This is a genomic window from Lysinibacillus sp. FSL M8-0134 (genome assembly GCF_038069745.1).
GTDB classification, from domain to species: domain Bacteria; phylum Bacillota; class Bacilli; order Bacillales_A; family Planococcaceae; genus Lysinibacillus; species Lysinibacillus irui.
In genome coordinates, this window is the sequence record NZ_JBBPAJ010000001.1 from 1167241 (window position 1) to 1180134 (window position 12894).

Below are 12894 nucleotides of genomic sequence, written 5' to 3' on the forward strand. Positions count from 1 at the left end.
AGTTCAAATATAAGGAGATGTACAAATTGAAAAATAATATAAATCAACTAATCATCATACTTTTAGCTTTAGGAGCTTTTGTAACAGGAACAGCAGAGTTTGTTGTTTCTGGAATTTTAGAACTGATTTCTTTTGAATTAGATGTTTCAATTTCAATAGCTGGCCAGTTGATTACGATTTATTCTTTATCTTATGCCATTGGAGCTTTGATTTTGGTCATACTAACGTCTAAATTGAACCGTAAAAAAGTGCTTTTATATGCTATCTCTATATTTATTCTAGGAAATCTAGTTGCATTTTTTAGCTATAATTTTGTCTTTCTTATGTTATCCAGAGTCATTATGGCGATGAGTGGAGGATTATACATTGTAGTTGCCACCAATTATGCTGCGCAAATTGCAGTTCCAGAAAAAAGAGGTAGTGCTATGGCAACAGTCATTACTGGTTTCACTGTTTCATTAGTACTTGGAGTGCCTATCGGCACATTTTTAGCTGGACATTTTGATTGGCACTATATTTTCTTAATCATTGCGTTTGGCACAGTTTTTTTATTGATAGGACTATACAAATTATTACCATATATAGAAGGGAACCAACCGTTGCCATTTAAACAACAGGTGCAAATTATTAAAGATAAACGAGTCGTTACAGGTTTAATGACAACGATCTTTTGGATATTAGGATATACTATGGTGTTTGCCTACATTGCTCCATTATTAAGTCATACTGCTGGCTTTTCTATTGAAATGACAAGTATCGCTTTATTTATTTTAGGCACTTTTGCTTTTATTGGTTCACGCTTTGGAGGATATGCGGTAGACAGATGGGGACCTAATCGAACAATATCATTAAGTTTATGTGTTCATATCATCTCTTTATTTGTACTAACATTTACACAGTATAGGGCAGTGGGTGTATTTGTCACACTAGCTTTTTGGGGAATAGCAACTTGGACAACGACACCAGCAAAGCAGTTTTATCTGATTTCACTAAAACCACAATCCTCTGAAACAGTTCTCAGTTTTAATACCGCCTTAATGAATGTGGGAATGATGCTGGGCTCTGTATTAGGAGGAATCATTATTCAATATACTAATATAGAAAATTTAAGCTGGATTGGTGGATTATTCGTTATACTCGCATTTATTTTTATCAGATGTTCTTTCTACCTAAATAAAAAAATTATGAAGCACCATCGACTTTAATGAATTAAAAAGTAATTTCTAAACTCAACTGCCTTGATATTCAGTTGGGTTATTATTTTTTTAATACTCTTCGAATTTGGCATTTTATAAAAAATCTTGTTGAGGTTATGGAAGGGGAAATCATCACCCACATTTGAGTTGAGAAGGGAGGGGAAATGCATGTTAGAACGAACGTACCTAATGGCAAGTTCGCTGTACATTTTAATGCCTTTTGTAAACGAGTATTGAAGAAGATAACAAGGAACTTTTATTAGAGTATGACTAATGAGTATAGGATTTAATAAACATCTTAGTTATTCCATTATAGGGCCATATTATTGAATAACTTTCTTTATAAAATTTTACCAAACGAAGCTTTGGAAATTTAAAACCGATAAAAACCAATAAAATCCATTTGTGGTATTATTAAAGTAACTTTTTTTGATATGGGGTGGAAATGTTGAAAAGATATTTTTACATAAGCATTTTATTAGGTTCATTGGCTTTATCAGGTTGTATTAATGATGAAGCTGATAACACAGAAGCTACAGCAGAATCGTTGGCTACTGAACGTTCCAAAACAATTCACAAAGATGATAATACTAAAAAGACAGAAGAAGTAAAAGAAGTTGTAAAAAAGGAACCTTTTATCTTAGATGTCACGGATATAGAGAAAGTAGCACCAATAAGAAGTTTTTATCCTATTGCGATTGATGCAGAGATAACGTCTCCTATAGGTGAAATTAAATCCTCTTTTACTCATTCTGGTGATAGTCCATTTAAAATAACCTTACTAAATATTGGTACTGAAAGTTTTTTATACAAAATTCAAAATCTAGATAAAGAAACAAAAATAGCAAATGGTATTTTAAAAAGTAATGAATGTTATGAGAAGATATTTGACGGCTTCCCTGAAGGCATTTATGTCATATCTTCCGTAATAGAAGAAGAAGGGTTCCCTACGGATATAAAACTAAAGGTAAAGGTAGAGATGCTTCATTAACTGATTTGGTTTTTAAGGTGAAAACTCAAAACCTTGTTCAACTTACTGTAGCATTAGTGAAACAAGGTTTTATAAAGTATACATAAACAAACCTAATAACGTTCCCAAATGAAAGTTAGAGAAGACACAAAAACCCAAAAAATGTTGTTTTAAAAGTAACTATTCGTCTTGGGTTCATTTGCTGGTATATTTTTGCGGAAGAAGGATCACTGGGGATTAAAGATGTAGATTTAGATGAGTTAGAGATTATGCTAAATGAAGGTACTCAGTTTGGGTTGACTAATTTTGCAACAAACGAAGATGTAATGTAGAACAAGTAAGGAATAAACTAATTTTTTGGAGGTAAAGTATGATTAAAGATTTGTGGTTTACTGTGCATCCGATTGATATTAATACATATGCAATTAGTGAATATGGACATTGGGAGAAGGTACATTCATTTTTATTATTAGGTAATCAAAAAGCGATTCTAATTGATACAGGTCTTGGAATTGATAATATAAAGAGAATTACTGACCAATTGACTACTTTACCGATTGAAGTCATCACTACCCATGTCCACACTGATCATATCGGAAGTCACGGCGAATTTGAAAAAATATATGTTCATGAGGGAGATAAAGACTGGTTAGTGAATGGAATAAAAGGCTTATCAATTGAACAAATAAGAAAAGATATTAGTAGAGATATAACATTGCCTACTCCTAATACATTTAATCCTCATACATATCAACCATTTCAAGGGGAACCAACAGGGTTGTTAGGTGATGGCGACGTAATTGAATTGGGTAATAGAAATTTAATAATTTATCATACTCCTGGACATTCTCCAGGTCATATATCCGTTTTTGATGAAACAAACGGTTACTTGTTTACAGGGGATTTACTATATGATGAAACTCCTATATATGCTTTTTATCCTTCAACAAACCCTGTGGATTTAGTCAATTCCTTGGAAAAAGTTTCAGAGATACCAAACGTTTCAATGGTTTACGGTTCACATAATACTTTAGGGCTTGAACCAAAAATATTAGAAGAAGTAAAAATTGCAGTTAAGTTTTTGAGAGAAAATAAACTTACTAAATTCGGTACAGGAATCCATAAATTTAATGGTTTTAGTGTACAGTTTTAACAGTTCTTATTGAACTAAAGCGTAGCGTTTTTCAATAAGTTCTTTAAATTGTTTTTCTGCTAAAAGGAAAAATAGAAAAAAATTTTAGTAATGTCTTTTATAATTATCTTGAAATCGAGTTTTCCATTAAGGGGCGCTTTTCTGAAATAGGAAAGCGTCTTTCTTCATAAGGGCCAGATTGTGGAGGAACGTTTTCAGTAAAATTGGATATTATTGTTGAAATATAGAGTAAGGTAGTGAAGTTTCTCACTAACTAACGAAGCAGGATAGTTAAAGCACATTTAGGGTACGTTACTTCTAAAAAGGAGTAATCTAAATGAAAAATACATTCTTAATTAGTTCGTTTGTGATTATATTTTTGTTCAGTTTTTCTATATTATTAGAAAGTCCTGTTCATTCTCAAACTAACCCTTCAGATAATAATGAATATTTATATCCTGCAAATAAGGAAAAAGTTGTTGATGAAACTGTAGATGAATTTTACCAGGCATTAAGGAACCTAAAGTATCCTATACATCAGGAGGTTTATCAAAGATATAAGCAGAAGCCAAAGCAACAGCAAAGGCATTTGGATACTGTTCTTTTTAAAGAAATGCCTGATGCATCTGTAAATGTTAGAAAAAAATTATTGTTCAATGAGGTAGAAAGATTAAATTATATAACTTTTGATGGAAATATTCTTAGTATCTACCCTTATATAGATATTAACTATCATCAGACCGTTAGTCCTGATAGGCAAGTTTATTTTTTTTATTCCTTTAAAGACACAGAAAAAGAATTTAGAGGTAATTATGCAATTTATGATGTTGAAACAAAAGAAATGGTAGCAGGCGGAAATACTTATATGCCAAAGCTCAATCTTACAAGGAACACTTATGATAAAGAAAGATAAATTTAGGTAAAATAGCAAAATTATTGTGTTCGTTGTTGAACTAACTTTTGATGGAAATTTATTCCTATAGCAGCAAATGTGGTCATTGTTGTACAAAAAGGATAGATACAAGCAGGTATAATTCCTGTTCATCTATCCTTTTCTTAATATCTTATATAATGTGTGACTTTTTAATTGGATATTTAGTTATCGGGCAGTAATTATTCTTGATTTTAATAAAAGAAAAGCGTGAGACCTTTTTTTATTTATTTGGGTTGCGTTCAATAAATTCAATGATTACATCTTTTAAACGATATACTTGTGTGAAGTATAAATGTTCAGGTACGTTATCACGTACAAGCCATTTTCTTAATACATCATGATGGAAAGTTACAAAATACTCCATTAAAACATCCCTGTCAATACCTTGTTCTTTAGCCATATCTGAAATCGAAAGCCCGTCTTTCCAGTACGTATCATATTCTTTTTCAGTTAATTTTAACAACTCATAAATCTCATCATAGTTATACTTAAAGCTGTAACTGTATTCCTTTTTTGTATCTCTATTTTCTTCAACTGAAATCGTTATGTGATCGTATTTTTCTTTATCGTTATTTTCAATTTCAGTTAAAGTACCAAGATTCGTGTCCTCAGCTTTTGCAAAATGTGAAAAAGATAAAAACGATACTATTAGTAAAATAGGTAGATACTTTAATATTCTTTTCATATTTTTACCTCTCTGGTTATTTTTATTTTTCAATAATAATTTTGGGCTTAGGTTTACCTTTATATACATTACATATTGGATTATTGCATTGGTCATTAACCACAAACACAATGCCTTGTTCTAGGTTTAAAAATTGTTTTCTTAGTACTAAATAAGGATCAAGGGATATAACTTTTGTAGAGTATTTCTTTATTCCACAATCGGGCGCATTTCTTTAATAAAGAATAGGCCTTCCTATATTAACGGGCCATTTTCTTGAGTAATACATTTAAAGAAAATCTTTATGGAGCAAAGAAATTTTGAAGATTTTCACTTAAACCAAAAGAGCAGGATAGTTAAAGAACATTTAGGGTACGTTACTTCTAAAAAGAATCTAATTGAGAGAAATAAAAATGACAAAAAAAGGCATCAAGAATGCTCTTCTAGATACCTTTTATCTAAAGTTCACTGCAGCCTTAAAGGGTGCTTTTTTACGTTTCTTTGAAATATTAGTTTTTATTTTTCTAGTTCTAACCAACCCTCAAATAGGGTATCATCTTTTAAATCAAAATAGTATTTTACGAATCTCACAAACTCTTTAGTATCAACTTCTTTATATCTATAAAAAAGATAATAGCTTTTTAAAAATTTTTCAGCTTCTTTAAGCTCTCCATTATCTTTAAATAATTCCCATAACTTTCTGGCAGATTTTCCATAAACATATGAACCCATATTGGATTCATCGTATTGATCAAGAGGTAAATTTACTGGAAGTTCTCGTTTTGGGTCAATTCTGAAAATCGAATTATAAGTTTCATTTTGTTTCGATTTCGAATACATAAATAGACCAGTAGCAAATTCTGCAAAGCCTTCATCTAACCATGCATTTTTATAAGGATCATTGCTAATCATCCCATAAAACCATTGATGAGCAATCTCATGAACTACCATAGTTTTAAGTTGCTTGGAATTGTTAAGACCACTATTATAAATCGAATGAGCTGTTACAATTCCTGGATATTCCATACCCATTCCATCTAATACAATATCTAATTGTTTAAAAGGATAAGGCCCCATAATTTCTTCGAAATAATTTAATGCAGAGGTAGCCTCGTCTACTATTTCTTGATATAGTTCCTCTTTTTTCTCTTCAAATCCAAATACTCTAATAGAAATGCCCTCCTCTTTTTCTACTAGTATTGGATCTTTTAATATAGCTAGAAATATCTCCTTCACATTCTGAATTTCAAGTAAACCTTTGTTCAGACTTGGAAATACTTCGTGGTCGAAGGAAGAAACCAAGGTGTACTCTTTAGGAATGTCATACGTTAATTTGAAATTGCTAAATGTTGTATGATAAGTCTCTCCTCGATCGAGGTACACTTCCTTGTTCCATTTATGGCTTCTATATGTGGCAAGCATTGGATAAAATTGAGCTAAATGAAAATTACTATTATTTTTCGTGAATCTTATGCCCTTTTCAGGAATGGTTAGTTCATAGGAAAAATTAACTTTGATTTCTTGATTAGGTTTCAACTTTTCCATAAGCATTATGCTTAATGTATCTTTATCTAGTGAGTAATTTACCTTTTTTCCATCAATCGAAATGTTTTGAATATCAACTTTCGAGGGATGTTCTAGCTCAGATGAAACACTTTTTGTAAACATATTAGGTATAAAGTAAAAAATTAATTGTTCCCAATCATCGTTAGATAGATTTTTGATTAAACAGGTTGATTCAAATCGGAAATTTCCGTTATTATCCATTGTTAGTTTAATGTCATAATCACTGGAATTTCCAGGATTTAATCCTTTTGAAATAAATCCTTCTCTTTTCACTTTTTTAGTAACCGTCGATTCCAAATTATCATCTTGTTTATTTAACTTCCATGTTACGAAAAATACACACATTAAGACTAAAAATATGATTATTATTTTCTTCTTAATAACTTCCCTCTCCAATCTACGTAACAATAAAAATAATTTACTCCACTATATGAATTTACTAAAAAGTTTTTAAATTTATACATATTTTTTGAACTTAATAGTTACTACGTTTCTGTTTGAACCTACAATTACAGGAGAAACTATTTAAAATGATAGATTTTTAGAGGAAAGCACAACGAAAAAATTACCAAATGGGATACCAGATGCGATTTGGTTTTCAACAGATGTTGTTACATCTTTAAAAGTGGGACAAAACGTTACAGTTTGGACAAAGGCAAAAGAACAAAGTTATCCAGAATAAGCGAGGGAGGGATAAAATCGAAATTAATAATGAAAAATGAGGGAGTAAATCAACAATTAGATATTCAACAATCGGGCGCGATTCTGTAATAAGAATCGGCGCTCGTTTTCATTAAAGGGCCAATTAATTGAATTACACTTCTGAAAAAATGGTATTTTGTGTTAATTTTTATGTGAGTTTTTGAAAAAATGTACTTAAGATAATGGGGCAGTTTAGCTTTAGAAGTATAGAGGTTTTGATAATCTTAATGTCGAAAAGAATGTATAACCGCATAAAACAGAAGGAGAGGTACTTTGAAAAAAATTAGGGAAGCAACAAAAGAGGATATGATAGAAGTTTATAAGATGGGCTATGATGTTTGGGGAGATAATCTGCCATATGAAAAATATATAACTATGTGCCAGGCTTCCAATAAGTATAAAAAGGGAAAGTGGTACGTTCTTGAAGCAACAGATACAAAGCAACTATTAAGCTCTCTCATCGTATATGAACTAAATCTTTCAGAAGACCAAATTGTAAAAGGGCTTGGTTCAATCGCTACTCCTTTAAATTTAAGAAAAAAAGGATATGCTTCTTTATTGGTCAAAGAAACGATAAATAAACTAGAGCAGGAAGAAAACTGTAACAACTTTTTCCTTTATAGTGATATTGGGATAGAATTTTACAAAGGATTAGGTTTTATTGTACTACCTAATGATAGTCAAAAATATAACGACAGTGTTTGTATGTATTACTCAAAAGAAAATAAGATCGGCTCCATATCACTTGATATCCCAGATTACTTTTAACGGACATCCAAAGTAACGGGGGCTTTAGTTAAATAACAATCTTCAACAATCGGACGCTTTTCTGAAATTAAGGAAAGCGTCCTTATTTATGGAAGTGTCCAGATTATGGAAGATTCCATATTCATATGTTTTTTTGTAAGAGGACAGAATGTAGAAAAAGAAAGATTAGAATGTTTAATATTTAACTACATGGTTGAATGTAAATTAAAAGGTTGTTATATTTAACCACATGGTTAACCATAATAAAGATATCTTAAATGTAACTTTTCATGCTTTAGCTGATTCAACAAGAAGTGAAATAGTTCGTATGTTGGCGCAAAAAAGAAAGGACTATTTCTGAATTAGCAGAGCCCTTTGATATGTCTTTGACTAGTATTTCAAAACATATAAAAGTTCTGGATCGGGCAAAACTTGTTGAAAGGAGTGTAAATGGAAGAATTCATTTATGTCGGTTAAACAAGGAATCATTATCCCAAGCAACGGAATGTTTTATGAAAAGTCCTGGAACAATCGTTTCAATCTTTTGGAAAGTGAATTATTCAAAGCAAAAAATAAAGAACATTAATTTACATAAAGGAGTGAATGTATGAGTGACGTTTCCACAACCACTTTAATAATGATAAGAATTTTTGATGTATCGACTGAAAGAGTTTTTAATGCATGGTTGAACCCAGAAATGATGAGAAAATGGTTTTTTACATTGGAAGGGACGAATAAGATAACACAAAATAATCCGCAAGTTGGTGGTACTTGGGAAATTGTTGACCATCGGGAAGGGAAGGATTACCGTGCGATTGGGGAGTACCTTGAAATTGATCCTCCGAAAAAAATCGTGTTCACTTTTAAAATGCCACAATTCAGCGAATTAGAAGATACGATTATAGTTGAGCTAAAAGAACTTAAACAAGGCTGTGAGATGACATTCAAACAAGTTATTCATGTTCCTCATGAAAAGAATTGGTCAGAATCTGATATAGAAAAAGCCCTTGTCGAATGGCATGACAGTACCGAACATGGCTGGAATTTAATGTTTATGGGGCTTAAAGAATTATTGGAGACAGGAAAAATTAGCTATAAAGGCTAGAAACACAATAAAATTTATATGAAGAAAAGCGAGTTTACCCTAAAACTCGAAAAATCTTCCTTCAATTATCGGGCGCTTTTCCGAAATTAATCTGCACCACAAATGATAGACACAAATCTAAAATTTTGGGTGCAGATTATAGTAAGGAATGCGTCTTCTGTAGTTAAAGTATTAAGTAACAATATAGTCCTTTAAAATAATAAAGTTGTTTAAATATCCTTTTTTAATTAAAAGGGAAGGTTGATTAAAAAAGGATTTTTGCTTTTATTTCTTGAATTCCTAATTTAATCGTAAATTAAAGAAATTAGAGAAGGGAGCGTGATTATTGTGGTGTTAAATAAGGTAACCATGAAAATCATTGTACCTAATCACCAAATTTTGATTTTCCCTCTACCTTTTTACCTTTTTTCATAAACCAATTGATTAAAAAGTTTGGTTCTTTGATCCGACAATTGTGAAAGGAAGTAATCTTCCATTCCCCATTTTGTTTAACTAATACATTCGTATTAATGGAAGCTCTTTTCTCCGAATAATTTTTTTGGCTTGGCATTTTCGTATTTCCTATACAGTGAACTATAGCTAGGTCAGCATTGAGGAAACGAATGCTCGTAATCCGTCCTTGCATTTGCGAACCTTTTAAAACACCATTAAATAAATCTTGATGTGAATTCTCCACTTCTTCCCTGCCTTTTAAATGCTGACCGAAAAAAGTGATATAGTCTACATCTTCTGTAAAGCAATTCGCAAAAGCTCTTCCATCCCCATGACTCCATGCAGAAAACAATTCATTAAACAAAATGTTTATATCTTCTTTATCTTTTTTCCATTCTTGTGTCATTTTAATAATCCTTTCTTTTTTCGTTTTTTATGCTCATCATAATTTGTTCCTTAAGATGAGTTGCCCATTGCTTTTCCAGACTCCACTGCTCTGTATTTAGACGCATCAAACTCTTGATGGCCGAATAAAATGAGGTACCTTGTATGGACTTCACTTGCTCAGGATTTTCGTCAAATTCTAATTGCTGCGTCTTTATATGCTCAATTGCTGTTTGGCAATATTTTATATAGTGATTAACCAAATAGATCTGATCTTCTTCGCTTAAGAACTCCAGATAAATCGCCTTTATGTGGAAAATTTTTTGGTAATTTCCAACGTTTTTTTTGGTATCCATCATCAACTCAAAAAAACGATCTTTCCCCTTATTAGTTATTTCGAAAGTACGAGATGGTCGTTCGGTCGGAAAAGGGACGGTGGCTGGATCAGCCTCTTGAATTAGACCAGCTTTTTCTAATTTATTTAACAATGTTGAAAGCGTTCCTCTGCTCACTTGTTCCCATGGGCCAATGGTGTCATTAGATATTTTTGAGATAAGATAAGCATGTAATGGAAATTTCATTAATAGCGAAAGAACAAGAAGTTCATACATCCATGATCAACCTCCTTTTATTAGTTTTATTAAAATGGTTTTTTTAAAACTATATGTTGTTTTTTATTTTTTGTCAATAAAAATCAAAAAAATTCACCTGAAAGACGAATGAGAGGATAATTTCTCTTAAACTTTCTAAGAAGCTCTTCTGCAATATCTCTTGTAAGTAGCTAGGTGGCCCTTAAAAGTATTGAACAGTCTTCCATTATCGATGGAAAGGGCAATTTTATGGATTAAGGTAACTTTTTTGTCTTGAAAGAAATAATTTTTTTAGTTCTTCCAATGAAGAAAGGTGGTATAAAGGAAAACCTTAAATATGAATAAAAAGAATAGTGTGGCAGTTTTTTTAATCTGCCTTGCCATTTTTTAGTCAATATCTTACAAGAGTACCTTAACCATATGTGTTACATTAACTATCAGAAATCAAAAGGGGGTGTTCATATGGGACAAGAAGAAAGAACTGTACGTTTTGATTATGATTTACAAATAGAAGCTTATCGTTTTGAAGGTATCATGCAAAAGTTTCCGAACCACTTCCATGAATATTATGTGATTGGGTTTATAGAGAGTGGACAAAGACGATTGTCTTGTAAGAACGAAGAATATGTAATAGGTACCGGTGATATTATATTTTTTAACCCACTGGATAATCATGCCTGTGAATCAATTGACAACGAAAAATTAGACTATCGCTGCTTGAATATCAAGCCTGAAATCATGCGAAAAGTTACAAAAGAGATTACAGGGCAAGATTATCTTCCTTCCTTTGCTTCTCCTGTTGCCTGTCGTAGTGAAAAAGCTCAATTGTTGCATAATCTTCACCAGATGATTATGGATGAAATAACAGATTTTGAGAAAGAAGAAACTTTCTATTTTCTTATTCAACAACTTATTGAGGAATATAGCGAAGCCATCGAAGATACAGAACCAAGAGCTATTAAACAAGAAATTGAAAATGTTTGTCACTACCTAGAAGTACATTATGCAGAACATATTGCTTTAGATGATTTAGCAAAGATAGCTAATATGAACAAATATTCTTTGTTACGCTCATTTACCCAAATTCGGGGGATTACCCCGTATCGTTACTTACAAACGGTGCGTATTAATGAAGCAAAGAAACGATTGGAACATGGTGTAAAACCACTTGATGCAGCAATAGAGACGGGTTTTGTAGATCAAAGTCATTTTAGTAATTTCTTTATGGGGTTTATTGGATTAACACCCGGACAATATAGGGATATTTTTATTCAGAATGAAAAATGATCTACTTTAATAAATTCCCCACAGTAATTACCGTTTTCATTTGAGATTCAACTTTAATGTAGGAATTTGATTTTCGCGTATAAAAAGTCATCGTCGTAAAACGTAAACCCAAATAAGATAAAAATTAGGATGTGATTATTTTATGCTTAATGAAGAAAGACGTTTTTCCAAAGCTCTCAAATCGATTGCTAGAGATCAAGAACTAAAAGCCTATTTTCAAAATTCAAAAGAACTTTTTCCGATTTTTATTAAAGGTGCTAACCGATTTGTGGCTGGAGAAACACGTACAGAAGGGATAGAGCGTGTTATAAATCTATATAACAAAGGGTATCGGGTTTCATTAGAATTTATTGGCGAAAATACAACATCCCTAGAAGAATGTATGCTTGCCAAAAATGAATTCAAAGAATTAATAAAAGATCTTGGGTATAATCAAATGAAGGCTACCGTATCATTTGATCTTTCTCATATCGGAATGATGATTTCTGATGAAGTAGCATTTACCAATTTAGAAGAATTAGCAAAAGAAGCACAACAGCATAATATTCAACTAATGATAAGTATGGAAGAATCACAAAAAACGGATAAAATTTTATCATTATATAAAAGAATATCAAAATCATTCTCAAATGTTGGGATAACATTACAAGTTCATTTGAAGCGTTCTTCTATTGACCTAAATGGACTATTGAAAACCTCAGGTAGAATACGTTTAGTAAAGGGGGCTTATCAAGAGTCTGAAGGTATATATATTCCAAGAACCGAAGAGTTAAATAAACGGTATATAGAATTTGTATCTATGTGTATAGATAGTAATCATCCATTATCTGTTGCTACACATGATGAAAATATATTGATGGACTTAAAAGAAAAAGGATTTCTTTATAATTCGAATGTTGAAGTAGAGATGTTAGATGGGGTTCGACCTGACCTATTAAGATCTTTAAAGGAGGATAATATTCAGACTAAAGTTTATGTAACATATGGTAGTGAATGGTATTTATATGTAGTTCATCGTATTGCTGAATATCCTCCGAATATTTATACTTTTATTTCAGATATGATTGAACAAAGTACCATTAGAGATAAAATAAATACATACTAAATAATGAAATTTCTATTGTTTCGTTAAAATTTTGTATCTTCAACAAACGGGCGCTTTTCTGAAAAAGGAAAGCGTCTTTC

13 protein-coding genes and 1 pseudogene are annotated in these 12894 nt (G+C 31.5%); 10 read left to right on the forward strand and 4 right to left on the reverse strand.

All coding sequences use genetic code 11. The features are described 5' to 3' along the window. The first annotated feature begins 17 nt into the window (after positions 1-17). The 4 genes from MKY49_RS05620 to MKY49_RS05635 all read left to right on the forward strand — a co-directional run bounded on the left by MKY49_RS05620 (position 18) and on the right by MKY49_RS05635 (position 4211). Entirely contained in the window at positions 18-1205 is a 1188-nt protein-coding gene (locus MKY49_RS05620; protein ID WP_341385759.1) for an MFS transporter, read from the forward strand. Between the two features lie 439 nt (positions 1206-1644). After that, a complete protein-coding gene (locus tag MKY49_RS05625) occupies positions 1645-2187 on the forward strand; it encodes a hypothetical protein (RefSeq protein WP_341385760.1) in 543 nt (180 codons plus the stop codon). 349 nt (positions 2188-2536) lie between these two features. After that, positions 2537-3319, forward strand: coding sequence for an MBL fold metallo-hydrolase (locus MKY49_RS05630; RefSeq protein ID WP_274796113.1), 783 nt, complete (start codon positions 2537-2539; stop codon positions 3317-3319). A gap of 316 nt (positions 3320-3635) precedes the next feature. After that, positions 3636-4211 (forward strand): hypothetical protein, encoded by a 576-nt coding sequence (locus MKY49_RS05635; RefSeq protein WP_274796114.1) that lies wholly within the window; start codon positions 3636-3638, stop codon positions 4209-4211. 241 nt (positions 4212-4452) lie between these two features. Here MKY49_RS05635 and MKY49_RS05640 read toward each other — a convergent pair whose 3' ends face one another. Both MKY49_RS05640 and MKY49_RS05645 read right to left on the reverse strand, forming a co-directional pair. Continuing rightward, on the reverse strand, positions 4453-4917 hold the full coding sequence (locus tag MKY49_RS05640) for a hypothetical protein (protein WP_274796115.1): 465 nt from the start codon (positions 4915-4917) through the stop codon (positions 4453-4455). A 495-nt stretch (positions 4918-5412) separates the two neighbouring features. Then, positions 5413-6870, reverse strand: a complete 1458-nt coding sequence (locus MKY49_RS05645) for a M1 family metallopeptidase (RefSeq protein ID WP_341385761.1) — start codon at positions 6868-6870, stop codon at positions 5413-5415. Between the two features lie 154 nt (positions 6871-7024). On the opposite strand from MKY49_RS05645, the pseudogene MKY49_RS22990 reads away from it, so the two are divergent. The 4 genes and pseudogenes from MKY49_RS22990 to MKY49_RS05660 all read left to right on the forward strand — a co-directional run. Continuing rightward, positions 7025-7144 (forward strand): annotated as a pseudogene (locus MKY49_RS22990) (DUF3221 domain-containing protein); the annotation flags it as partial. A gap of 293 nt (positions 7145-7437) precedes the next feature. Next, positions 7438-7932 (forward strand): GNAT family N-acetyltransferase, encoded by a 495-nt coding sequence (locus MKY49_RS05650; protein WP_274796118.1) that lies wholly within the window; start codon positions 7438-7440, stop codon positions 7930-7932. A 359-nt stretch (positions 7933-8291) separates the two neighbouring features. Continuing rightward, positions 8292-8522, forward strand: coding sequence for an ArsR/SmtB family transcription factor (locus MKY49_RS05655; RefSeq protein WP_341385762.1), 231 nt, complete (start codon positions 8292-8294; stop codon positions 8520-8522). Continuing rightward, a complete protein-coding gene (locus MKY49_RS05660) occupies positions 8519-9016 on the forward strand; it encodes an SRPBCC family protein (RefSeq protein ID WP_274796120.1) in 498 nt (165 codons plus the stop codon). The genes MKY49_RS05655 and MKY49_RS05660 overlap by 4 nt, the downstream gene beginning before the upstream one ends. 364 nt (positions 9017-9380) lie before the next feature. Here MKY49_RS05660 and MKY49_RS05665 read toward each other — a convergent pair whose 3' ends face one another. Both MKY49_RS05665 and MKY49_RS05670 read right to left on the reverse strand, forming a co-directional pair. After that, complete coding sequence (locus tag MKY49_RS05665; protein WP_341385763.1) at positions 9381-9854, reverse strand: SgcJ/EcaC family oxidoreductase; 474 nt, start codon at positions 9852-9854, stop codon at positions 9381-9383. 1 nt (position 9855) lies between these two features. Next, positions 9856-10443 carry a PadR family transcriptional regulator gene (locus MKY49_RS05670; protein ID WP_341385764.1) on the reverse strand — a complete coding sequence of 196 codons (588 nt, stop codon included), beginning with the start codon at positions 10441-10443 and terminating at the stop codon, positions 9856-9858. A gap of 441 nt (positions 10444-10884) precedes the next feature. On the opposite strand from MKY49_RS05670, the gene MKY49_RS05675 reads away from it, so the two are divergent. Together MKY49_RS05675 and MKY49_RS05680 are read left to right on the forward strand one after the other, a co-directional pair. Continuing rightward, on the forward strand, positions 10885-11709 hold the full coding sequence (locus MKY49_RS05675; RefSeq protein ID WP_274796123.1) for an AraC family transcriptional regulator: 825 nt from the start codon (positions 10885-10887) through the stop codon (positions 11707-11709). A gap of 142 nt (positions 11710-11851) precedes the next feature. Next, entirely contained in the window at positions 11852-12814 is a 963-nt protein-coding gene (locus MKY49_RS05680) for a proline dehydrogenase family protein (RefSeq protein ID WP_341385765.1), read from the forward strand. Positions 12815-12894 lie beyond the last annotated feature (80 nt).

Coding starts and splice junctions, on each gene's coding strand:
- MKY49_RS05620 (WP_341385759.1), top strand. CDS start 18: ATGTACAAATTGAAAAATAATATAAATCAACTAATCATCATACTTTTA.
- MKY49_RS05630 (WP_274796113.1), top strand. CDS start 2,537: ATGATTAAAGATTTGTGGTTTACTGTGCATCCGATTGATATTAATACA.
- MKY49_RS05635 (WP_274796114.1), top strand. CDS start 3,636: ATGAAAAATACATTCTTAATTAGTTCGTTTGTGATTATATTTTTGTTC.
- MKY49_RS05640 (WP_274796115.1), bottom strand. CDS start 4,917: ATGAAAAGAATATTAAAGTATCTACCTATTTTACTAATAGTATCGTTT.
- MKY49_RS05655 (WP_341385762.1), top strand. CDS start 8,292: ATGTCTTTGACTAGTATTTCAAAACATATAAAAGTTCTGGATCGGGCA.
- MKY49_RS05660 (WP_274796120.1), top strand. CDS start 8,519: ATGAGTGACGTTTCCACAACCACTTTAATAATGATAAGAATTTTTGAT.
- MKY49_RS05665 (WP_341385763.1), bottom strand. CDS start 9,854: ATGACACAAGAATGGAAAAAAGATAAAGAAGATATAAACATTTTGTTT.
- MKY49_RS05670 (WP_341385764.1), bottom strand. CDS start 10,443: ATGTATGAACTTCTTGTTCTTTCGCTATTAATGAAATTTCCATTACAT.
- MKY49_RS05675 (WP_274796123.1), top strand. CDS start 10,885: ATGGGACAAGAAGAAAGAACTGTACGTTTTGATTATGATTTACAAATA.
- MKY49_RS05680 (WP_341385765.1), top strand. CDS start 11,852: ATGCTTAATGAAGAAAGACGTTTTTCCAAAGCTCTCAAATCGATTGCT.